Source organism: Actinomadura rubrisoli (genome assembly GCF_004349215.1).
Taxonomy (GTDB): Bacteria; Actinomycetota; Actinomycetes; order Streptosporangiales; family Streptosporangiaceae; genus Spirillospora; species Spirillospora rubrisoli.
The window spans coordinates 1-21667 of the sequence record NZ_SMKU01000003.1; the positions used below are offsets into that span (position 1 = coordinate 1).

Here is a 21667-nt window from a genome sequence, read left to right on the forward strand (position 1 = left end):
GGGGCGGGGTCAGGCTGTTTGGGGCCGTTGCTGGAGATCTACGCTTATGCCGAGGCGTGAGAGGCGGATGGCGACCTCCATGCGTGCTCCGTGCAAGTCGTGGCAGTGGGCCATTGGGTCGCCGGTGGACGAGATGAAGCACGGCAGGCCGCCGATGCCCGTTCCGACCCTGATGCTTTCGCCCACCCCGGGGAGGTCGGTCGAGAACACCTGCAGTAGTTCTGTTCCCTGTCCGTGCCTTCGCCGTGTGCCCCAACCCGCTTCGCGCAGGGCCGCGGCGAGCTGGTCGAGATGATGCGCGGCCGCCACCGGTTCTGCCACAGCACGCTCCCTCCTGACCTGGTCACCCGTCCATGCCCCGGTTGAGGGCGCCGCAACGCGGCATGCCCTGGCGGACGTGCTCGGTTCCGCATTGCGGAGGGGCCCTTTGAATCGGCTGAGGGTGAGTCGGTGCCGGCTTGTATGCTCGGCGGCCGAGGAGGGAAGAGCGTATGGCGCCGACAGCGACGCGGGTTCTGGATGTCGCCCGCCTCCCCTTCCCGGAGGTCTGAGTGGCGGAGCCTCGGGAAGTGCTGCGGGACGGGTACGGGCTGCTCGACGCCGCTCGGGGTCTTCTGGGAGATCATCGGCGGGCTCTCGCGGAGGTGCACGGGGCGCTGGGGCCGCTGAGGCGGGAGGCGGCGCGGGGGCAGTTGGGGGCGATTCCCGTCGCGCGGCTCAAGGACGTGACGGGCGGGCGGCTGCGGCTGGGGCCGCTGGAGCAGGCCGGGCTCGCGACCGTGCTGGACGTTCTGGACAGCACCCCGTACCGGCTTCAGCTCCTCCCGGGGATCGGGCCGCAGACGGCGAGCCAGCTCCACGCGGCGGCGGGGCAGTTGGCCGAGGCGGCGGAGCGGACGGCCGGGATCCGGATCGACGTGGAGCGCCGGGACGAGACGACGCCGCTGGTGGTCGCGTTGCACCGGCTGGTGCGGGCGGGGCCGGAGCTGCCGCGCGCCCGGGCCGCCGCCGAGGAGCTGGACGAGCGGCTCGGTCCGCTGGTGCATGACGCGCGGCCCGCGGCGTCGTGGTGGCGGAGGCTGCTCGCGGGGGCGGGGCGCAGGGAGCGGGCGCTGGCGGCGGTCGGCGAGCTGGCGCGGGTCCTGGACGCCGAGGACGCGCGGGGTACGCGGCTCCTGATCTCGCAGGCGTCGGTGGACCTGCTGCGGCCGGAGGTGTCGGCGGACGAGGCGTGGATCGACTTCGAGCTGCGTGCGTCCGATTACCAGACCTTGCTGGCAGAGCTGGCGGCGGTCGGGCCCGAACGGGACGCCGCCGAGGGGTTCCTGCCGGGCGACCTGGCGGCCAGGGTCAAGGCGCAGCCGCTGGACGACACCTATCGCCGGGTGTCGCTGCGCGGGTACCAGTCGTTCGGGGCGCGGTTCGCGCTCGTCCAGGGGCGGGTGATCGTCGGGGACGAGATGGGACTGGGTAAGACCGTCCAGGCCATCGCCGCTATCGCGCACCTGCGGGCCGAGGGCGCGACGCACTTCCTCGTGGCGTGCCCGGCCAGCGTGCTGATCAACTGGGTGCGGGAGATCGAGGCGCGCTGTGTTCTGCCCGCGCACCCGGTGCACGGTTCCGGACGGGCGGCCGCGCTGAAGGAGTGGGCCGGGGCCGGGGGCATCGCGGTCACGACCCTCGACACGCTGCACGCCCTTGACGTCCCGGACGTCGCCCTCGGGATGTTCGTCGTGGACGAGGCGCACTTCGTCAAGAACCACCAGACGCGCCGCGCCAGGTCGGTGGCCGCCTGGTGCGAGCGCACGGAGCGGGTCCTGTTCCTCACCGGAACGCCGATGGAGAACCGGGTCGAGGAGTTCCGCAGCCTGGTCGCGCATCTGCGGCCCGAGCTCGTCCCCGGGATCAGGATGAGCGACGCGGCGATGGGGCCGACGGCGTTCCGGTCGGCGGTCGCGCCCGTCTACCTGCGGCGCAACCAGCGGGACGTGCTCGTGGAGCTGCCCGAGACCGTCCACGTGGACGAGTGGGAGGAGTTCAGCAGGGCCGACGCCGCCGCCTACCGGCGGGCCGTGGCGGCGGGCAACTTCATGGCGATGCGCCGCGCCGCATACGCCGTCCCGCGGGAGTCGGCCAAGCTCAGCCGGTTGAAGGAGCTGGTGGACGAGGCCGCGGCGAACGAGCTGAAGGTCGTGGTGTTCTCCTATTTCCGGGACGTGCTGGCGGCCGTCCGGGACGCGGTCGGACGGGACGCGCGGGGGCCGATCGACGGCGGGATGCCGGCCGAGCGGCGCCAGGAGACGGTGGACGCGTTCGGCGCCGAGCCCGGGCACGCGGTGCTGCTCGCGCAGATCCAGGCGGGCGGGGTCGGGCTGAACCTCCAGGCCGCCTCGGTGGTGATCATCTGCGAGCCGCAGGTGAAGCCGACCATGGAGACGCAGGCGGTCGCGCGCGCCCACCGGATGGGGCAGGTGCGGACGGTGCAGGTCCACCGCCTGCTGACCCCGGGCGGCGTCGACCAGCGGATGCTGGAGATCCTGCGGGTGAAGGCCCGTCTGTTCGACGAGTACGCGCGGCGCAGCGACCTGGCCGAGCGGACGCCGGACGCGCTCGACATCTCCGAGCAGACCCTCGCCCGGCAGATCGTCGAGGAGGAGCAGGAGCGCCTCGCCGCGTCCTGAGACGGGAAGAACGTGTGGTCGGCCCGTGTTCCGATGGCAGGATCGACGATCGAAAGGGATGTCATGGCCGAGGTCAGGGTCGAGCGGACCGAGGACGGCTTCCGGGCCGTCAACGCGCGTGGCGCGAGCGTCGCGATCGGTGACGGCGACGCCGAGGGCGTGTTCTCGCCGGTGGAGCTGCTGCTGGCGGCGCTCGGCGGGTGCGAGCTGGTCACCGTGGAGCCCCTGACGGCCAAGCGCGGGCACCGGATGGCGCGGCTCGCCGCGACCGTCCAGGCCGACAAGATCGCCACGAGCAGGCTCGGGACGATCACGATCGCCTACGACGTGGAGCTGCCCGAGGGCGACGAGAAGGCCCCGGACGTGCTGGCGGCCGTGGCCAAGCGGGTGCACGACAGTTACTGCACGGTCGGCAACGCCCTCAAGGAGCCCATGAAGGTCGACCAGATCGTCTAGGGGCGCGCGACAGGACGTCCGCACGTGGTGCCGGTCGGAGGGAGCGTGCCTTCGAGGAGGTAGGTGTCCACGGCGCGGCGGACGCAGGGGTCGCCGGTGTCGTAGGCGCCGTGGCCCTCCCCCTGGAGGGTGAGGAGCGCCGCCCGGCCGCCCAGCTCCCGGGTCAGGGCGGGCGCCCACGCGTACGGGGTGGCCGGGTCGCCGGTGTTGCCGACGACGAGGATCGGGGCGGCGGACGGGGCGGACACCTCCCGCGCGGCGTCGTCGCCGCGGACCGGCCAGCCCGTGCACCGCAGGAGGCCCCACGCCATCGAGGCGCCGAACGCCGGGGAGGCGTTGCGGAACCTGGGCAGCAGGCGCCGGACGTCGTCCGGGGTGTAGCGGTCGGTGCCGTCCGCGCAGGTGATCGCGGTGTTCGCGGCGCCCAGGTTGGTGTAGGTGCCGTCGTCGCGGCGGCCGTTCTGCAGGTCGGCGAGGGCGAGCAGGATCGTGCCGTCGCGGCGGGTGACCGCCTCGGCTAGGGCGTGTTTCATGAGTCGCGTTCGTCGTGAGCGGTGTCCAGGTGCGTGCATCGCAAGGCGGAGGAGGGAGGCAGCCCGGTGTTGGCTGTCGACCGACGACAACGCGGCGAGGTGCGTGCCTGGGCGCCGCGCAACAGAACAGGGGCTTATGAAACATGCCCTAGGCCCTGGGCGAGCACCGGCCACGCCTGCCTGGAGTAGAGGGCGGCGGCGACGCCGGTGGTACCGAGGCTCTGGGTCAGCCGCCGGCCGCCGCGGGCCGGCAGCGGGCCGCGGTCGAGGCCGGTGAGGAGCCGTCCGATGGACGCGACGACGGACGGCCTGTCGGTGCCGAGCGGGCAGGCGCGGCCGATGGCGGCGCAGGCGGAGGCGAAGCCGCCGAGCGCGCGCTGGAACGCGGCGGCCTGCTGCAGTCCGAGGTCCACAGGGCTGATCTTGGTGTCGACGGCCCCGTCGAGGACGGCGCGTCCGACGTTGCCGGGGAACTGGTGGGCGTAGCTGCCGCCGAGCCAGGTGCCGTAGGACATCCCGAAGTAGTGCAGCCGCGCGTCGCCGACGGCGGAGCGGACGGCGTCCATGTCGCGGGCGGCGTTGATCGTCCCGACGTGGGGCAGGAGGCGGCCGGAGCGGGCCTGACAGCGCCGGACGTAGGACCTCTGCTCCTCGATGAACGCCTTCTCCTCGGCGGCGGTGTCGGGAGAGCCGTCCCCGGCGACGATCTGGTCCGTGCGGCGGTCGGACACGCAGGTGACCGGCGCGCTCCGGCCGACGCCCCGGGGATCGAAGCCGATCAGGTCGTAGCGGGTGTTGAGGTTCTTGAACTGCCTCGCGGCCTGGGCGAGCGTGTCGACGCCGTCGCCGCCGGGGCCGCCGAAGTTGAACAGCAGCGAGCCGGCGCGGTGCCGCCGGTCGGTGGCGGGGACGCGGATCAGGGCCAGGGCGATGGTCTCGCCGGACGGCCTGGCGTAGTCCAGGGGGACCTTCACGGTCGCGCAGCGCGTCCCGGCGGACGGCGGCTTGGCGCCCAGCCCGGTGCAGGGCGTCCAGTCGGGCGGCGGGGAGAAGGGAGGGGACGGCGTGCCGGCGGCGGCGCGCGGACGGTCCGTCCCGCCGCAGGAGATCAGTCCGAATGCGGCCAGCGCGGCGGTGGTAATCGCCGCAATGCCGGGTATCGGGGTGATCCTGGGCATATGTCCCACCGTTCGGTTCACGGGGGGACGCTCGGGACCTACCCCTCGCCTCCTATGCTGATTCCTGATCAACTTCATAGGCTCCGCGCGTGGGAGAAGGACCCCGGGACCCGGAGGCCCTCCCCCGAAAGACCGGATACCGCATCAGGGTCGTACTACTCAAGTCTGAGATGAAGACCATTCGTCGCGGTGATCTCAATCAGGGGGCCGTACGGCAAAGATAGGTAGCATGGCCCAATCCGCCCCCCCAGCAGCCCTCCGAGACCAGGCCCACCAGGCCCGGCGAGGCGAGCCGCGACAGCCCGCCGCGACGCCGCGGCGCCGGGTGCTCACCGCGCCGCCGGTGTGGCGCGAGCTGATGCTGATCGTGCTCTTCTATACCGGCTACACGCTGACCCGCATCGTCCTGGTCAAGGACGGCACCGGGCCGGCGTTCGCCCACGCGGGTGACATCCTCCACGTGGAGCGGTTCCTGGGGATCGACGTGGAGCTGGGCCTGAACCAGACGCTCCTGGGCGTGCCGTGGCTCGCCCGCACGGCCAACATCTTCTACGCCACGATGCACTTCATCGTGACGCTCGGCGTCGTCGTCTGGCTGTACCGCTACCGCCCCCAGGACTACCGGTGGCTCCGCACCTCGATCATGGTGGCGACCGGGGTCGCGCTGCTGGGCTTCTGGCTCTACCCGCTGGCGCCGCCGAGGTTCCTGCACAGCGAGGGCTTCGTCGACCCGGTGACGGCGCTGCACTCGCTCGGCCTGTACGCGAGCGACGCGTCCGGGAGCCTCACCAACCAGTACGCCGCGATGCCGTCGATGCACGCGGGCTGGGCGCTGTGGTGCGGGTTCATCCTGGTCAAGCTGGCGTCCCAGCGCTGGGCCAAGGTGCTGGGCGCGATCTACCCGGCCACCACCGTGTTCGTGATCCTGTCCACCGCCAACCACTACGTCCTGGACGCGGTGGCCGGGGTCGCCCTGATCGGCGGGGCGCTCGCCCTGTCGTGGCTGGTGTACATGCGCTACCCCGAGCAGATCAGGGACGCCCGGTACCGCATCGTCCAGCGGATGACGCAGCGTTCGGGACGGCCCGCCGGGAGGTCCCGGGCCGATTCGGCGCCCCCCGGACGTGCATCGGGATCCCGCATTTGAGATCCTGGACAATGTGGTCAGGCCGGAGCGCATCCGGACAACCTGCCGCGACGGGGCCAGCGGCGCGGCGGGCGGCCCCCGCACGGGCGGCGACGGCACGAGTGGGCGCCCCACGAGTTGCCCCCGCACGGGCGGCCACGGCGGCGAGGTAGACCGCGGGAGCGGATGCCACCGCGGCGCGCACCGCCCGGGGAGGCACAGGCCGCGCCTGTGGCAGGAGCTCCTGCTGCTCGCCCTCTGCTACCTCGCGTACCAGACCGTCCGGAACCTGGTGCCCACCGACCACGCGATCGCGGCGCACCGGGCCTACGAGATCCTGAACCTGGAGTACGACCTCCGCTTCAACGTCGAGTACTCGCTCAACCGGCTGTTCGTCACGCACGGATGGCTGGCGGTCGGGGCCAACTACTTCTACGCCACGGCGCACTTCGCCGTGACGATCGCCGTGATGGTGTGGCTGTACGTGTGGCGCCCGGCCCACTACGCCAGGTACCGGACGCTGCTGTTCGCCACGACCGTGCTGGGGCTGATCGGGTTCTGGATCTACCCGCTGGCGCCGCCCCGGATGCTGCCGGGCTTCACCGACACCGTGATCACCTTCGGGACGTGGGGGATCTACGACTCGGGGCCGACCGCCTCGCTGTCCAACCAGTACGCGGCGATGCCCTCGATGCACACCGCCTGGTCGCTGTGGTGCGCCGCCGCTGTGATCGCGGTCACCCGGCGGCGCTGGGCGATGGTCCTGGCGGCCCTGTACCCGGCCGCCACGATCGTGGTGATCATGGGGACGGCCAACCACTTCCTGCTGGACGCCGTCGGCGGGGGCGCCGCCGTCGCCGGGGGCCTCGCCCTCACCCGCGGCGCGTTCCTGGCCGTGGCGCTCGCCCGTCCGGCCCACGAGTCGTCCGCCCCCAGAACGCCGGGTTAGCCCCTGTCAGTCGTCCGCGCCGTAGAACACGCGGTCGACGACGGCGCGGGCCCGGCGGGCGTGCCGCCGGTAGTCCTCCAGGAGGTCGCCCGTCCCCGGGTAGTCCAGGACGCGGGTGACGGCGCTGCGCTCGCGGTGGTGGTCGGTCGGGAGCAGGTCGGACGCCCGGCCCCGCACCAGCGTGATCGACCCGCGGAGCCGGGTGGCCAGGCACCACGCCTCCGACAGCACCTGCGCGTCGTCCTCGTCCAGCAGCCGGGCGCCGACCGCCGCGTCCAGCGCGGCGAGGGTGCGGGTCGTGCGGAGCGCGGGGACGTCGTGGGCGTGCCTGAGCTGCAGGAGCTGCGCGGCCCATTCCACGTCGGCGAGGCCGCCGGGGCCGAGCTTGATGTGCAGCCGCCGCTCGACGCCGCGCGGCAGCCGCTCGGACTCCATGCGGGCCTTCAGCCGCCGGATCTGGCGGACGGCGTCGTCGTCGATGCCGCCCTCGGGCCAGCGGATCGGGTCGATCAGGGCGCGGAACCGCTCGCGCAGCCCCGGGTCGCCGATGATCGGGTCGGCGCGCAGCAGCGCCTGCGCCTCCCACGGCTCCGACCAGCGCGCGTAGTAGGCGGCGTAGGAGGCCAGCGTGCGGACGAGCGGCCCCTGCCGGCCCTCGGGACGCAGGTTCGGGTCGATCTCCAGCGGCGGGTCGGGGGCGGGCCGCGACAGCAGCCGGCGCAGCTCCTCGGCGACGGCGTGCGCCGCGCGGCCCGCCTCCCGCTCGTCCGCGCCGGGCAGCGGATCGTGGACGAACATGACGTCGGCGTCGCTGCCGTAGCCCAGCTCGTGGCCGCCGAACCGGCCCATGGCGACGACGGCCAGCCGGGTCGGCAGCGGCGCCCTGGCCTCCATCTCGATCTTGCTGACGGCGGCCTGGAGGGCGGCGTCGAGCGTGACCGTGCAGATGTCGGTGAGGGCCTCGCCGACCGCCCGCACGTCGGTGATGCAGAGCAGGTCGGCGACGGCGATCCGGAACAGCTCCCGGCGGCGCAGCGCGCGCACCACGGAGACCGCCTCCTCGGCCGGCCCGCCGCCGACCGCCCTCGCCACCGGCGCCACCGTCCCGGGCGCCGTGCCGCCGGGTGTCGTGCCCTCCGACGCCGGGCCGGCGGGGGTCGCGGCGGCGTCCGGGTCGGTGTGGCGGCGGACGGCGGCCAGGGCCTCCGAGCGCAGCGCCTCGAACGGGCGCGGCGCCAGCCCGGCGGCGCTGCCGAGCATCGCGACGGCCTCGGGGGCGCGCAACAGCAGGTCGGTGGCGTAGCGGCTGGAGCCGAGGACCCAGGCCATCCGCTCGGCCACGCTCACCTCGTCCCGCAGCAGGCGCAGGTACCAGGGGGTGGTGCCGAGCGCGTCGCTGACCTGCCGGAACCCGAGCAGCCCCGCGTCGGGGTCGGGCGCGTCGGCGAACCAGCCGAGCATGACCGGCAGCAGCGTCCGCTGGATCGCCGCGCGGCGCGACACCCCGGCGGTGAGGGCCTCGATGTGCCGCAGCGCCCCCGCCGGGTCGGCGTAGCCGAGCGCCTCCAGCCGGACGCGGGCCGCCTCGGGCGTCAGCCGCGACTCCTCCCCGGGCAGCCGGGCCACGGCGCGCAGCAGCGGGCGGTAGAACAGCTTCTCGTGGATCCGGCGGACCTCGCGGGCGTGCCGCCGCCACAGCGCGGTGAACTCGCCGACCGGGTCGGTGCGCAGCCCGAGGGCCCGGCCGAGGCGCCGCAGGTCGGCGGGATCGTCCGGCACCAGGTGGGTGCGGCGCAGCCGGTGCAGCTGGATGAGGTGCTCCACGCGCCGCAGGAACCGGTAGGCCGAGGCGAGCGCCGCCGCGTCGTCCCGTCCGACGTAGCCGCCCCGCGACAGCTCGTGCAGCGCGTCCAGCGTGGTGGGGCTGCGGAGCGTCTCGTCGGCCCGGCCGTGGACGAGCTGGAGGAGCTGCACGGCGAACTCCACGTCGCGCAGCCCGCCCGGCCCGAGCTTGAGCTGCCGCTCGGCCTCGGCGCTGCGCCGGCTGAGGTCGGCCTCCACGCGGCGGCGCATGGCCTGGACGTCCTCGACGAAGCTCTCCCCGCCGGCGGCCCGCCACACGATCGGGGTGATGGCGTCCATGTAGCGGCGGCCGAGATCGGCGTCGCCCGCCACGTGCCTGGCCTTGAGCAGCGCCTGGAACTCCCAGGTCTTGGCCCAGCGCTCGTAGTAGGCGCGGTGGCTGGCCAGCGTCCGCACGAGCGGCCCGGCCTTGCCCTCCGGACGCAGCGCCGCGTCCACCTCCCAGAGGGAGCCCTCCCGGGTGCTGGACGAGCAGGCCCGCATGACCCCCGACGCGAGCCGGGTCGCGGCGCGCAGGGCGGCCTCCTCGTCCTCGCCCTCGCGTGCCTCGGCCACGAAGACGACATCGACGTCGCTGACGTAGTTGAGCTCGCGTCCCCCGCACTTGCCCATCCCGATCACCGCGAGCCGGCAGGCGGCGTGGCCGGGGACCTCGGCGCGGGCGACGGCGAGCCCGGCCTCCAGCGCGGCGGCGGCGAGGTCGGCCAGCTCGGCGGCCACCTCGGCGACGTCGGCGACGCCGATCAGGTCGCGGCCCGCCAGCGAGAGCAGCCGCCTGCGGTAGGCCACGCGCAGCGCGACGAGCGCGTCGGGGCCGGACCCGGAGGCCACCGGCTCGTCCGCGGCCGGGTCGGCGCCCACGGCCGCCAGCAGATCGGCGCGCAGTTCCCCGGCCGGCGGCCGCTCACGCGCCCACCGCTCTCCGGAACGCTCCTCGCCGGGCTCGGCCGCGTCCTCGCCGTCCGATCCGTGGACCGCTCCATCGTCGCGCAGCACGCGCCAGTCGCCGGGATGGCGGGCGAGATGGTCGGCGAGCGCGGCGCTCACCCCGAGCACCGCCGGCAGCCGCTCCCGGGTGCCGGGCTCCGCGGCGAGCGCGGCCCGCAGCGCGGCGCCCTCGCCGCGCCCGTCGGCCGACTCCAGCAGCCGGAGCAGCCCGTCCAGCGCGAGGTCGGGGTCGGCGGTGGCGCCGAGCGCCTCCAGCAGGTCGTTGCCGAGCTCGGCCCCGGCGGCCGCCTCGGCCCCCAGGATGAGCCCCCCGGCCCGTCCGGCGTCGGTGAAGCCCAGCCTGGCCAGGCGCCCGGCCAGCGACGGGCGGCGATCAGTCCACGGCTCGCTCACGACCCCACCGTAATCGGACGAACCCTCGCCGGTCCGCCGTGAGGTGCGGTGCGCAGATCTCGATTGCGTCTCCGCCCCGCCCCGCGCCCCCTACCGGACGAGCGCTCTACAGGACGGCGATGAGGCGTTTGCGCTCGTACTCGGTGACCTGGCGGCGGTAGTCCTCCCACTCGTGGCGCTTGTTGCGCAGGAAGAAGTCGAAGACGTGCTCGCCGAGGACGTCCGCCATCAACTCGCTGCGCTCCATCGCGTGGATCGCCTCGTCCAGGCTCTGCGGCAGCGGCTCGATGCCGAGGGCGCGCCGCTCGGCCGCGGTGAGCGCCCACACGTCGTCCTCGGCGCCCGGGGGCAGCTCGTAGCCCTCCTCGATGCCCTTGAGCCCGGCGCCCAGGATGGCCGCGAACGCCAGGTAGGGGTTGGCGGCGGTGTCCAGCGACCGGAACTCGATGCGGGTCGAGTGGCCCTTGTGCGGCTTGTACATCGGCACGCGGACGAGCGCGGACCGGTTGTTGTGGCCCCAGCAGATGTAGGACGGGGCCTCGCCGCCGGCGCCCGCCGCCGAGCCGACCCCGCCCCAGAGCCGCTTGTAGGAGTTGACCCACTGGTTGCACACGGCGGTGATCTCGGCGGAGTGCCGCAGCAGCCCGGCGATGAACGCGCGGCCGACCTTGGAGAGCTTGAACTCCGCGCCGGGCTCGTAGAAGGCGTTGCGGTCGCCCTCGAACAGCGACATGTGGGTGTGCATGCCGGAACCGGGGTGGTCGGTGAAGGGCTTCGGCATGAACGAGGCGAACACGCCCTGCTCCAGCGCGACCTCCTTCATCACCAGCCGGAACGTCATGATGTTGTCGGCGGTGGTGAGCGCGTCGGCGTACCGCAGGTCGATCTCCTGCTGGCCGGGGGCGCCCTCGTGGTGGCTGTACTCCACCGAGATGCCCATGGCCTCCAGCATCATGATCGCGTTGCGCCGGAAGTCGTGCGCGGCGCTGTGCGGGGTGTGGTCGAAGTAGCCGCCCGCGTCGGCGGGCTCGGGCTCGCGGCCGTCCTCGGGCTGGTCGTTGAGCAGGAAGAACTCCACCTCGGGGTGGGTATAGAAGGTGAACCCGAGGTCGGCGGCGCGCGCCAGCGACCGCTTGAGGACGTAGCGGGGGTCGGCGAAGCTCGGCGTCCCGTCCGGCATGAGGATGTCGCAGAACATCCGGCCGACGCCGGGCGACTCCGAGCGCCAGGGCAGCACCTGGAACGTGGACGGGTCCGGCTTGGCGATCATGTCGGCCTCGTAGACCCGGGCGAATCCCTCGATCGCCGAGCCGTCGAAGCCGATGCCCTCGCCGAAGGCGCCCTCCAGCTCGGCGGGGGCGACGGCCACGGACTTCAGGAACCCGAGCACGTCGGTGAACCACAGCCGGATGAAGCGGATGTCGCGCTCCTCCAGCGTGCGGAGCACGAACTCCTGCTGTCGGTCCAAAGCCTTCTCCCTCGGTGGTGCGATGCCGGGCCGGTCGCGGCGACAGGTCCGGCTACCTTGCAGTATGCCCCGGCGCTGTTACCGCGACGTTACGCGCCGGGCTCCCCTGATCGGAACATATCCGACGGTTCGCCCTCACCCACGCGCGCCGCGGCGGGGTCGAGGACGCGGGAAAGGAAGGCGCGGGTCCGCTCGTGCACGGGAGCGGCGACCACCTGCGACGGCGGGCCCTCCTCGACCACCACGCCGGCGTCCATGAACACGACCCGGTCGGCCACCTCGCGGGCGAAGCTCATCTCGTGGGTGACGACGAGCATGGTCATCCCCGCCTCGGCCAGCGTCCGCATGACGCCGAGGACGTCGCCGACCAGCTCGGGATCCAGCGCCGAGGTCGGCTCGTCGAACAGCATCACCCGGGGGCCCATCGCCAGCGCGCGGGCGATGGCCACGCGCTGCTGCTGGCCGCCCGACAGCTGCGCCGGATAGGCGTCGATCTTGTCGGCCAGCCCGACCCGCTCCAGGTTGTCCCGCGCGACCCGCTCGGCCTCGGCCTTGCCGCGTCCCAGCACCCTCCGCTGGGCGATCATGACGTTCCCGAGCGCCGTCAGGTGCGGGAAGAGGTTGAACGACTGGAAGACCATGCCGATCCCGCGCCGGACGGCGTCGATGTCGACATCGGGGCCGGTCACCTCGACGCCCGCGACCCGCACCGAGCCCGCCGACGGCTCCTCCAGCAGGTTCACGCAGCGCAGCAGCGTCGACTTGCCCGAGCCGGACGGCCCGATGACGCACACGACCTCACCCGGCGCCACATGGAAGTCGATGCCGCGCAGCACCTCGTTGGCGCCGAACGACTTGTGCAGGCCCCGGATCTCGATGGCGCCCGCGTCCTCCGGGTCGTCCACGCCCGCGTCCACGCGTTTCATCGCTGCCCCCTCCGCTGCCGCGCCTCCAGCCGCCGGGCCAGCAGGCTCAGCGGGATCGTGATGAGCAGATAGCAGATGCCGGCCACGACGATCGGGGTGGTGTTGCCGACCTGGCCGGCCAGGTCGCGGCCGAACTTGGTGAGCTCGCGCTGCTCCAGCGTCGCGCCGAGGAACAGCATCAGCGAGGAGTCCTTGCACAGCAGCACCAGCTCGTTGGTGAGCGGGGGGATGATGATCCGGAACGCCTGCGGGAGGATGATCGACCGCATGGCCTTGGCGTGCGACATGCCGAGCGAGCGCGCCGCCTCCAGCTGCCCCTTCGGGACGGCCTGGATCCCGGCCCGGATCGTCTCGGCCATGTAGGCCGCCGCGACCAGGCCGAGCGCGAGGCCCGCCTGCCCGACGGCGCCGCCGGGGATGTTGGTGCCGGGGAAGGCCAGCGGCACGCCGACGCCCACGAAGATGAAGATCAGCAGCAGCGGGAGGCCGCGGAACACCTCGATGTAGACGGTGGCGAACCACCGGTAGGGCAGCGCCGACGACAGCCGCATCAGCGCCACGACCAGCCCGAGCGCGAGGCCCAGGCCGAACCCGACGGCCGTGTAGACGGCTGTGTTGCGCAGCCCGGTCGTGATGATCTCGGGGAACAGGTCCCGCGCGACGTCCCAGTTGGCGAAGTTCAGCCGCAGCGTGGACCAGTCGGCCAGGAGCGCGATCGCCAGGACGGCGGCGCCGAACAGCCCGTACTGGCCCCCCAGGGAGAGCTGGCGGCGGCGGCGCCGGGAAAGGCCCCCCGGCGCCGCCCCCACCGGTTCAGCGGTCACGACGGGCCGCCGGTCTTCGGCATCGGGCCGACCCACTTCTCATAGATCTTCTTGTAGGTGCCGTCGGCCTTCGCCTGGGCGATCACCTGGTCGGTCATCTCGACGAGCTTGGGGTTGTCGCCCTTGCGCATCCAGAAGCCGTACTGCTCGCCGGTGTTGAGGTTCGCGGCGATCGCGTACTTGGCGTTCACCGGGTCCTTCAGCCAGTTCTGGACGACCGGGTAGTCCTCGATGATCACCTCGACCTGGCCCGTCCGCAGCCCGTCCAGCACGGCGAGGGAGTTGTCGAACGAGCGCGGGTCCAGGCCCTTGTCCTTGGCGAAGTCCTCACCGGTCGTGCCGGCCTGCGAGCCGATCTTGATCTTCCTGGACTTCACGTCCTCCAGCGAGGTGATCCCGCTGCCCTTCTTGGCCAGCAGCGCCTGCGTGGCGTCGAAGTACGGCTTGGAGACGTCCATGAACTTGACCCGGTCGGGCTTGATCGTCATGCCGCCCATGACGATGTCGCACTTGCCGGCGTTGAGCGCCGCGCCCGTCCTCATCGTCTCGAACTGGGTGTCGACGACCTTCTGCGTCACGCCGAGCCGCTTGGCGACCAGATCGACCATGTCGACGTCGAAGCCGACGACCTTGCCGTTCTGCTCGATCTGGAACGGCGGGTAGGGCAGGTGGGTGCACGAGGTCAGCGCACCCTTCTTGATCAGCTTGACGCCCTGCACGGTGGCGCCGTCGTCGCCGCCGCACGCCGAAGCGGTCAGCGCCAGGGCGGCCAGGGTCGCACCCAGCGCGCAGCGCGTGGTCCGTCTGGACACGTCGTCCTCCTGGTGTCGATCTCATTGATCACCGAACTATGTCACGCGCTCCGTGTCCGCGGCAGACGCGTCCGTGACCGTCCCCCCATTCCCGTTTCCCCAAAATTGACGTGGCGATCATGGGACGGAACCGGGCCGATCATTAGCGTGGGCCGGGCCGTGGACATCTCACTTCTTCTCTCGACGACCGACCGGGCGGCCCCGCTGGCCGCCCCGTCGGCCATGCACCCGGAGTCGTGGCGGCTGTGCGCCCAGGTGGAGGCCTGGGCGCGCGGCCGGGGGCTGGTGCTCGGCGATCCGGACACCTCGCCGCTCGGCCGGGCCCGGTGCGAGCGGCTCGCCGCGCGGGTGTTCCCGACCGCCGACCTCGCCGGGGTGGACCTGTTCGCCCGCTGGCTCGTCTGGGCGCTCGCGCTGGACGACACCCTGGACCATCCGCCGCTCGCCGACAGCGGGAGCGCCGTGCACGGCCTTTACGACGACCTGCTGCGCGCGATGCGGCGCGGCCACGCCCGGCCGGGCGCCCGCCCGCTGGAGGCGACGCTGGTCGAGCTGTGGCACGCCACGTCCCGGAGCATGAGCCGCGACTGGCGCCGCCGCTTCATGCTGCACCTGGAGGCGCACCGGGACGGCTGCGCCAAGGAGGCCGTCAACCGCCGCATCGGGCACACCCCGGCCCCGGCGGAGTTCGCGCCGCTGCGCCGGCGGGCGTGCGGGCCGTTCCTGTACGACCTGATCGAGCCCGTCCTCGGCGTCGAGCTGTCGCCGCGGCTGCTCAGGACGCCCGGGTGGAAGACCCTCGCCGACAGCGTCGCCGACTGCGTCGCCTGGGCGAACGACCTGGCCTCGCACGATCTGGAGTCGGCGCGCGGCGACGTCCACAACCTGCCCGACGTGATCGCGGCCGCCGAGGGGACCGACCTCGCGCGGGCGGGCGCCGCGGTCGTCGAGCGCATCGGCGACCGGGCCGAGGACGCGCGGACGGCGGCGCGCGGGCTCCCGGAGATGCTGGAGCGCCTCCAGCTGTCGGTCGCGCAGCGCGCCGCCGCCGCGCAGGTCGTCAAGGTCCTGCTGGACACCCCCCGCGCCCATCTCGACTGGCTCGCCGAGTCCGGCCGCTACGAGTCCGACGCGCCCCCCGGCACCTACCGGCTGGACGCCCTGGCCTCGCTCCGCTGACCCTGGGGCCGCCCCCAGGAGCGACTCAGCGGAACTCGGGGGCCGCGGCGAGGGAGTCGCCGGCGGGGGTGCGGACGTAGAGGACGCGGCGGCCCAGGCGGTGGCCGGTGACCAGGCCGCAGGCGCGCAGCACGCCGAGGTGCTGGCTGACCGCCCCGGCCGTCACGCCCATCCGCCCGGCCAGCTCCGTCGTGGACGCGGGGGTGGCGAGCACGGTGAGCAGCTCGGCGCGGCGGCGTCCGATCAGGGCGGCGAGCGCGCCGGACGGGCCGCCGGACGGGCGGCCGGACGCGGCCCCGGACGGGCGGCCGGTCTCCCACAGCGTCGCCACGCCGGTCGGCGGGTAGCTGAGCATCGCCTGGTAGGGCGGCAGCATCACCGACACCCCCGGCCACACGAACGCGCTCGGGACCAGCAGCAGCCCGCTCCCGGCCAGCTCCCCCCGGTACTCCCAGCCCCGGTCGATGGACAGCGTCCCGGCCCGCCAGGCCACCACCTCGTGCAGGTCGGCGAACACGCCCTCCGCGCCCTGCGCGGCCAGACCGCGGGTCCGGCGCAGGACGTCGCCCTCCAGGAGATCGCGGACGCGCGGCCAGAACGGCTCGACGGCCGCGGTCCAGTAGCGCTCCAGCATGTCGGCGAGGGTCTCCAGGGTGCGCTCGGGATCGGCCGCCATCGCCAGCCGCCGGGGCGTCGCCCTGCCGCCGCGCTCGGTCCAGCGCAGCTCGGCGGCGACGACCTCGGGCGGCGTCGCCCGGACGATCTCCAGCTCGGCCCGCAGGTCGGGCAGCGGGGTGTTCGGCGGCGGGGTGAGGAAGTCGGGGATGTAGCCCCAGGACAGGACGACCTCGCGCAGCGGCTCGATGCCGAGCCCGCGCAGCCGCGGCCGGACGGAGTGGACCCAGGGCAGGTGCAGCGCGTGCCCCGACGGGTCCGCGAGGACCCGCAGGCTGCGCACCAGCTCCCACAGCGGTGAGAACGCGAACCGGACCCGGGCCACATCGTCCGGCGCGAACACCAGCTCGATCATTTAGCCGAGCCTAAATGACTGTCGCGGACCCGGGCCCACCCCGAGGATCATGTAAGTGACCGCACTCGAAGACGCTCCTGTCGGCCCGCCGCCGCCGGGCCGGGTCGCGGCGTTCCTGCGTCCCCGCGTCGGCGGCTTCCCCCGGTCGTTCTGGGTGCTGTGGGCGGGGAGCCTGCTCAACCGGCTCGGGACCATGGTCGAGCCGTTCATGGGCCTCTACCTGACGACCTCGCGCGGCCTGTCGCTGGCCCAGGCGGGCGCGGTGATGGCGGTCCTCGGCGCCGGCTCGTTCGCCGGGCAGCTCGTCGGCGGCACCCTCGCCGACCGCCTCGGACGGCGCGTGACGCTGACGTTCGCGACCGTCGGCACCGGCGCCGCGATGCTGGCGCTCGGCTACGCGCAGGGCATCGTCGCGATCGTCGCCGCCGCGCTGCTGCTCGGCGTCCTGCTGGACATGTACCGCCCCGCGTCGCAGGCGATGGTGGCCGACCTGATCTCCCCGGCGGACCGCCCGCGCGCGTTCGGGCTGATGTTCTGGGCCGTCAACCTCGGCTGGGCGTTCGCGATGGTGCTCGGCGGGACGCTCGCCCAGCAGGGCTTCCTGTGGCTGTTCTGGATCGACGCGCTCACCTGCGTCGCGTTCGGGCTGCTGGTGTGGCGCGCCGTCCCGGAGACCAGGTCGCGGGACGTCCCGGACGGCACCGCGCCCGGCGGCGGCTTCGGCCGGGTGCTGCGCGACCGCGTCATGGTCGCCTACGTGCTGATCACGCTGCTCTACACGTTCGTGCTGATGCAGGGCATGACGACGATGCCGCTCGCCATGAAGGAGGACGGCCTCGGCCCGCAGGCGTACGGCCTGGCCATCGCCGCCAACGGCGTGCTGATCATCGTCGTGCAGCCGCTGGTCAACGCGTGGCTGGCCCGGCGCGACCACAGCCTGGTGATGGTCGCCGGGTTCGTCCTGGTCGCCGTCGGATACGGGCTCACCGCGCTCGCGGCGTCGGTGCTCGCCTACACCGCGACGATCCTGGTGTGGACGCTCGGGGAGATCATCGCCGCGGCCGTCCTGCAAGCCGTCGTCGCCGACCTCGCCCCCGCCCACCTGCGCGGCCGCTACAACGGCCTGTACGGCATGGCGTGGTCGGGCGGCTTCCTGCTGGCGCCGCTCGGCGGCACCCAGCTGCTCGGCGCGGGCGGACCGGCCGCGCTGTGGCTGACCTGCCTCGGCCTGGGCCTCACCGCGGCGGCCGGGCAGCTCCTGCTGGCCCCCGCGATCCGCCGCCGCCGCGCCCTCGCCCTGGACCCCCTCTTCTCGTCAAAGTGACGAGACCGAGGGCGAGGAACTAGGCTGGGGGGCGTGGCACAGCTCAGGATCGCGCTCGCGCAGGTGAATCCGACCGTCGGCGACCTCGACGGCAACGCCGACCTGATCGTGGAATGGACCCGGCGCGCCGCCGACGCGGGCGCGCACCTGGTCGCCTTCCCCGAGATGATGCTGACCGGATACCCGGTGGAGGACCTCGCGCTCCGCTCGTCCTTCGTCGAGGCGTCCCAGCGGGCCCTGGAGCGGGTCGCCCGCCGGCTCGCCGACACGGGCCTCGGCGACCTGCCCGTCGTCACCGGCTACCTCGACCGCCGGACGGTCGGCCTCGTCCGGTCCGGACAGCCCGCCGGGTCCCCGCTCGACGCCGCCGCGTGGCTGCACGGCGGCGAGGTCCTCGTCCGCTCCGCCAAGCACCACCTGCCGAACTACGGCGTCTTCGACGAGTACCGCATCTTCGTGCGCGGCGACCGGCTGCCCGTCGTCCGGGTGCACGGCGTCGACGTCGCCACCGTCATCTGCGAGGACCTCTGGCAGGACGGCGGGCCCGTCAGCGTCACCGGGACCTCCGGCGCCGGGCTGCTGCTCGCCGTCAACGCCTCCCCCTACGAGCGCAACAAGGACGACGTCCGCCTCGACCTGTGCGCCGAGCGGGCCCGCGAGGCCGGCTGCGCGCTCGCCTACGTCAACATGGTCGGCGGCCAGGACGAGCTGGTCTTCGACGGCGACTCCGTCATCGTCGGCGCCGACGGCACCCTGCTCGCCCGCGCCCCCCAGTTCACCGAGCACCTCCTCGTCGCCGACCTCGCGCTGCCCGCCGCCGACCCCGCCGTCCGGCCCGGCCGCACCCCCGTGGACGCCCTGGACGGCACCACGATCACCATCGACCGCCTCGCGCTGTCCCCCGACCCGCTGCCCGCCTACGCCGTCGAGCCGCAGACCGTCGCCGAACCCCTCGACGACCTCGCCGAGGTGTACGCGGCCCTCGTCCTCGGCACCCGCGACTACGTCCGCAAGAACGGCTTCCGCTCGGTGATCCTCGGGCTGTCCGGCGGCATCGACTCGGCCCTGGTCGCCACCATCGCCTCCGACGCCCTCGGCCCGGGCGGCGTCCACGCCGTCCTGCTGCCCAGCCGCTACTCCTCCGAGGGCTCGGTCACCGACGCCGAGGACCTCGTCAAACGCCAGGGCCTCAACTCCCGCGTCGTCCCGATCGCCGGGATGGTCGAGGCGTTCGAGGAGCAGCTGGACCTGCACGGCCTCGCCGACGAGAACCTCCAGGCCCGCATCCGCGCCAACGTCTGGATGGCCCTGTCGAACGAGCACGGCCACCTCGTCCTCACCGGCGGCAACAAGAGCGAGCTCGCCACCGGCTACTCCACCCTCTACGGCGACTCCGCCGGCGGCTTCGGCCCCATCAAGGACCTCACCAAGACGATGGTGTGGGCCCTGGCCCGCTGGCGCGACGCCCAGGCCCGGGCCCAGGGCCCATGCCCGCCGTTCCTGTACCCCTTCGAGGACGAGCCGATCCCCGAGGCGATCATCGTCAAGGAGCCGTCCGCCGAGCTGCGCCCCGGCCAGCGCGACAGCGACTCCCTCCCCGACTACGCCGTCCTCGACCCCCTCCTGACCGACTACGTCGAACGCGACATGGGCCGCGACGCCCTGGTCGGGGCCGGCCACGACCCGGCCCTCGTCGACCGCGTGATCCGCCTGGTCGACCTCGCCGAGTACAAGCGCCGCCAGTACCCGCCCGGCCCCAAGATCACCCCGAAGAACTTCGGCCGCGACCGCCGCCTGCCCATCACCAGCCGCTGGCGCGAACCCTCCGCCCACTGACGCGCGGGTTCCGCGTCACATGCGGGCGGCTACTCGCGGTGGTGGCTTTCGCCTGGCCAGGATGCCGGTTCGGTCGGGTCCGGGTCGACGCCGGGGATGATCTGCTCGCACCATACGACCTTGCCCGCGGCCGTGCGGCGGGTGCCCCAGCGGTGGGCCAGCTGGCTGACGACCAGGAGCCCGCGCCCGTTCTCGTCGTCGTCCTCGGCGTGCCGCAGGCGGGGAAGCGCGGCAGAACGGTCCAGAACCTCACAAACAAGTGTGCGCTCCAGGAGCAGACGCAGCTCGATCGGGCCGGGCGCGTAGCGCAGGGCGTTGGTGATGAGCTCCGACGCCAGCAGCTCGGTGGTGTAGGTGAGGTCCTCCAGGTCCCACTCCTCCAGCCGGTCGCGGACGAGGCCGCGGGCGCGGCGTACCGCGGCGGGGTCGGCGGGCAGGGTCCAGGACGCGCAGCGGTCGTCGGGCAGGCGGCGCAGCCGGGCGATCAGCACCGCGATGTCGTCGCGGTGGTGGTCGGCGTAGACGCCCGCGAGGGTGGCCTTGGCGAGGTCCTCCATCGGGCGCTCGGCGGAGCCGGGGCCGAAGATGCCCTGGAGCCGCGCCAGTCCGTCGTCGATGTCGCGGCCCCGGTTCTCGACCAGGCCGTCGGTGTAGATGACGAAGACGCTGCCGTCCTCGACGGTGAACTCGCGGCTCTCGATCGCGGCGCCGCCGGCGACGCCGAGCGGCGGCGCGGGGGGCACCTTCAGGTACTCGCCGCCGCCGGACGGGCCGACCAGCAGCGGCGGCAGGTGCCCCGCCGAGGCGATCTCGATCGTGCCGGTGGTCGCGTCGTACACCGCGTACACGCAGGTGGCGAAGTGCGGCTCCTGCTCGCCCAGCTCGATCATCAGCTCGTGCATGACGTGCAGGGCGTCGGCGGGCGGCAGCTCCAGGTTCGCGAGCGTGTGCAGGGCGGTGCGGAGCCGTCCCATCGTGACGGCGGCGCGCACGCCGTGGCCCGCGACGTCGCCGACGATCAGCGCGACGCGGGCGCCGGGCAGCGCGATCGACTCGTACCAGTCGCCGCCGACCTCGACCAGCTTGCTGCCGGGCAGGTAGCGGTGCCGGACCTCGACCGAGGACGGCGCGGACAGCCGGTTCGGCAGCAGGCTGCGCTGGAGCGCGAGCGCGGTCGCCCGCTCGCGGCTGAACAGCCGGGCGTTGTCGATGACGATCGCGGCGCGGGCCGCGAACTCCATGCCGATCTCGACGTCGTAGGCGTCGAACTTGCGGAAGCCGGGCACCCGGGTGCAGGCGATGAAGCCGAGCAGGGTGTCGCGGGCGATCATCGGCAGCAGCACCATGGACACGCCGGTGAGCAGCTCGCCCGCCGGGCCGCGCCGCCACAGCCGGGCGATCTCGCTCGCCGCGTCCAGCTCGATGTGCGGCAGGTGGACGGGACGCGCCGTCTCCATCACCTCGCGGTACGGGGTGCCCTCGGGGAAGACGAGCACCTCCCCGACCGGGAACGTGGCCGTCCACATCGGGTTGCCGTCGTCGGAGGTGACCGCGATACGGCGCAGCACGGCCGAGCCGGACTCGCTGTGCACCTCGTCGGCCGCGACCAGGCTCTCCAGCACCAGCACCGAGGCGGCCGTGCAGAAGTGCGGGACGACGACGTCGACGAGGCCGCGCGCGGACTGGTCGAGGTCGAGGGACGCGCCGAACCGGGTGAGCTGGTCGTCCATCAGCGCCCGGCGCATGAGCGCCGGGTCCTGGTAGCGCTCGCTCGGCGGCAGCGCCACCCGGACGAACAGCAGCCCGGCGGGGCCCGCGCCGTCCTCGCCGCCGACCATCGGCTGCGCGGTGACCACGGCGTCGGCGGACGAGCCGTCGTCGCGCAGCACCGTCAGCACGGCGGTCCGCTCCTGGGCGGCGCCGATCGCCTCCAGCAGCCCCTCAAGCTCGGCCTTGGCCTCTTCGCCCACCAGATCGCCGGCGGGCCGGCCGATCAGGTCCTCGGGGGTCCGGCCGATGACGGCCCGGACGTTCGGCCCGCACTGGACGATCCGCCTTGCACCGTCGATGCCCAGGACCAGGGTCCGGGACGCCGAATCGGTGGCGGGCGCATCGCCTCGTGGCGCCATGACGGATCTCAC

General features: G+C 73.5%; 17 protein-coding genes. 7 read left to right on the top strand and 10 right to left on the bottom strand.

Annotated features, from left to right (window positions below; translation table 11 throughout):
* Positions 1-9 precede the first annotated feature (9 nt).
* A complete protein-coding gene (locus tag E1298_RS01430) occupies positions 10-321 on the bottom strand; it encodes a hypothetical protein (RefSeq protein ID WP_131888890.1) in 312 nt (103 codons plus the stop codon).
* A gap of 230 nt (positions 322-551) precedes the next feature.
* Between E1298_RS01430 and E1298_RS01435 the strand changes: the two genes are divergently transcribed.
* Together E1298_RS01435 and E1298_RS01440 are read left to right on the top strand one after the other, a co-directional pair.
* Positions 552-2681 carry a DEAD/DEAH box helicase gene (locus tag E1298_RS01435; protein ID WP_207944374.1) on the top strand — a complete coding sequence of 710 codons (2130 nt, stop codon included), beginning with the start codon at positions 552-554 and terminating at the stop codon, positions 2679-2681.
* Between the two features lie 63 nt (positions 2682-2744).
* Positions 2745-3137 (top strand): OsmC family protein, encoded by a 393-nt coding sequence (locus E1298_RS01440; RefSeq protein WP_131888891.1) that lies wholly within the window; start codon positions 2745-2747, stop codon positions 3135-3137.
* On the opposite strand, the gene E1298_RS01445 is transcribed toward E1298_RS01440, so the two are convergent.
* Entirely contained in the window at positions 3134-3670 is a 537-nt protein-coding gene (locus E1298_RS01445) for an alpha/beta hydrolase (RefSeq protein ID WP_207944375.1), read from the bottom strand. The two genes, E1298_RS01440 and E1298_RS01445, sit on opposite strands and share 4 nt — an antisense overlap.
* Before the next feature lie 134 nt (positions 3671-3804).
* On the bottom strand, positions 3805-4848 hold the full coding sequence (locus tag E1298_RS01450) for an alpha/beta fold hydrolase (protein WP_131888893.1): 1044 nt from the start codon (positions 4846-4848) through the stop codon (positions 3805-3807).
* A 229-nt stretch (positions 4849-5077) separates the two neighbouring features.
* On the opposite strand from E1298_RS01450, the gene E1298_RS01455 reads away from it, so the two are divergent.
* Positions 5078-5995, top strand: a complete 918-nt coding sequence (locus E1298_RS01455) for a phosphatase PAP2 family protein (protein WP_243725335.1) — start codon at positions 5078-5080, stop codon at positions 5993-5995.
* 13 nt (positions 5996-6008) lie between these two features.
* Entirely contained in the window at positions 6009-6923 is a 915-nt protein-coding gene (locus E1298_RS01460) for a phosphatase PAP2 family protein (RefSeq protein WP_243725336.1), read from the top strand.
* A gap of 6 nt (positions 6924-6929) precedes the next feature.
* Here the strand turns inward: E1298_RS01460 and E1298_RS01465 are convergent, their stop codons facing one another.
* From E1298_RS01465 to E1298_RS01485, 5 genes are all read right to left on the bottom strand, one after another.
* Positions 6930-10127 carry a bifunctional [glutamine synthetase] adenylyltransferase/[glutamine synthetase]-adenylyl-L-tyrosine phosphorylase gene (locus tag E1298_RS01465; RefSeq protein WP_131888894.1) on the bottom strand — a complete coding sequence of 1066 codons (3198 nt, stop codon included), beginning with the start codon at positions 10125-10127 and terminating at the stop codon, positions 6930-6932.
* Positions 10128-10233: 106 nt separating this feature from the next.
* Positions 10234-11595, bottom strand: coding sequence for a glutamine synthetase family protein (locus E1298_RS01470; protein WP_131888895.1), 1362 nt, complete (start codon positions 11593-11595; stop codon positions 10234-10236).
* A gap of 89 nt (positions 11596-11684) precedes the next feature.
* The gene (locus tag E1298_RS01475) at positions 11685-12521 is read right to left on the bottom strand and encodes an amino acid ABC transporter ATP-binding protein (RefSeq protein WP_131888896.1); all 837 of its coding nucleotides are present in this window, start codon (positions 12519-12521) and stop codon (positions 11685-11687) included.
* Complete coding sequence (locus tag E1298_RS01480; RefSeq protein WP_131888897.1) at positions 12518-13345, bottom strand: amino acid ABC transporter permease; 828 nt, start codon at positions 13343-13345, stop codon at positions 12518-12520. The genes E1298_RS01475 and E1298_RS01480 overlap by 4 nt, the downstream gene beginning before the upstream one ends.
* Positions 13342-14157, bottom strand: coding sequence for a transporter substrate-binding domain-containing protein (locus E1298_RS01485; protein WP_131888898.1), 816 nt, complete (start codon positions 14155-14157; stop codon positions 13342-13344). Before E1298_RS01485 ends, E1298_RS01480 begins: the two co-directional genes overlap by 4 nt.
* 159 nt (positions 14158-14316) lie before the next feature.
* Here E1298_RS01485 and E1298_RS01490 point away from each other — a divergent pair, with 159 nt between their 5' ends.
* A complete protein-coding gene (locus E1298_RS01490) occupies positions 14317-15336 on the top strand; it encodes a terpene synthase family protein (protein ID WP_131888899.1) in 1020 nt (339 codons plus the stop codon).
* Positions 15337-15361: 25 nt separating this feature from the next.
* On the opposite strand, the gene E1298_RS01495 is transcribed toward E1298_RS01490, so the two are convergent.
* Complete coding sequence (locus tag E1298_RS01495; protein WP_131888900.1) at positions 15362-16366, bottom strand: ArsR/SmtB family transcription factor; 1005 nt, start codon at positions 16364-16366, stop codon at positions 15362-15364.
* 55 nt (positions 16367-16421) lie between these two features.
* Here E1298_RS01495 and E1298_RS01500 point away from each other — a divergent pair, with 55 nt between their 5' ends.
* Both E1298_RS01500 and E1298_RS01505 read left to right on the top strand, forming a co-directional pair.
* Entirely contained in the window at positions 16422-17690 is a 1269-nt protein-coding gene (locus E1298_RS01500; protein WP_131888901.1) for an MDR family MFS transporter, read from the top strand.
* 33 nt (positions 17691-17723) lie between these two features.
* Positions 17724-19526 carry an NAD+ synthase gene (locus tag E1298_RS01505; RefSeq protein ID WP_131888902.1) on the top strand — a complete coding sequence of 601 codons (1803 nt, stop codon included), beginning with the start codon at positions 17724-17726 and terminating at the stop codon, positions 19524-19526.
* Positions 19527-19555: 29 nt separating this feature from the next.
* On the opposite strand, the gene E1298_RS01510 is transcribed toward E1298_RS01505, so the two are convergent.
* On the bottom strand, positions 19556-21655 hold the full coding sequence (locus tag E1298_RS01510) for a SpoIIE family protein phosphatase (RefSeq protein WP_131888903.1): 2100 nt from the start codon (positions 21653-21655) through the stop codon (positions 19556-19558).
* Positions 21656-21667: the final 12 nt, after the last annotated feature.

What these genes read in the sequence shown, in the direction of transcription:
- E1298_RS01440 (WP_131888891.1), top strand. Translation starts at nt 2,745, where the DNA reads ATGGCCGAGGTCAGGGTCGAGCGGACCGAGGACGGCTTCCGGGCCGTC.
- E1298_RS01445 (WP_207944375.1), bottom strand. Translation starts at nt 3,670, where the DNA reads ATGAAACACGCCCTAGCCGAGGCGGTCACCCGCCGCGACGGCACGATC.
- E1298_RS01450 (WP_131888893.1), bottom strand. Translation starts at nt 4,848, where the DNA reads ATGCCCAGGATCACCCCGATACCCGGCATTGCGGCGATTACCACCGCC.
- E1298_RS01455 (WP_243725335.1), top strand. Translation starts at nt 5,078, where the DNA reads ATGGCCCAATCCGCCCCCCCAGCAGCCCTCCGAGACCAGGCCCACCAG.
- E1298_RS01475 (WP_131888896.1), bottom strand. Translation starts at nt 12,521, where the DNA reads ATGAAACGCGTGGACGCGGGCGTGGACGACCCGGAGGACGCGGGCGCC.
- E1298_RS01495 (WP_131888900.1), bottom strand. Translation starts at nt 16,366, where the DNA reads ATGATCGAGCTGGTGTTCGCGCCGGACGATGTGGCCCGGGTCCGGTTC.
- E1298_RS01510 (WP_131888903.1), bottom strand. Translation starts at nt 21,655, where the DNA reads ATGGCGCCACGAGGCGATGCGCCCGCCACCGATTCGGCGTCCCGGACC.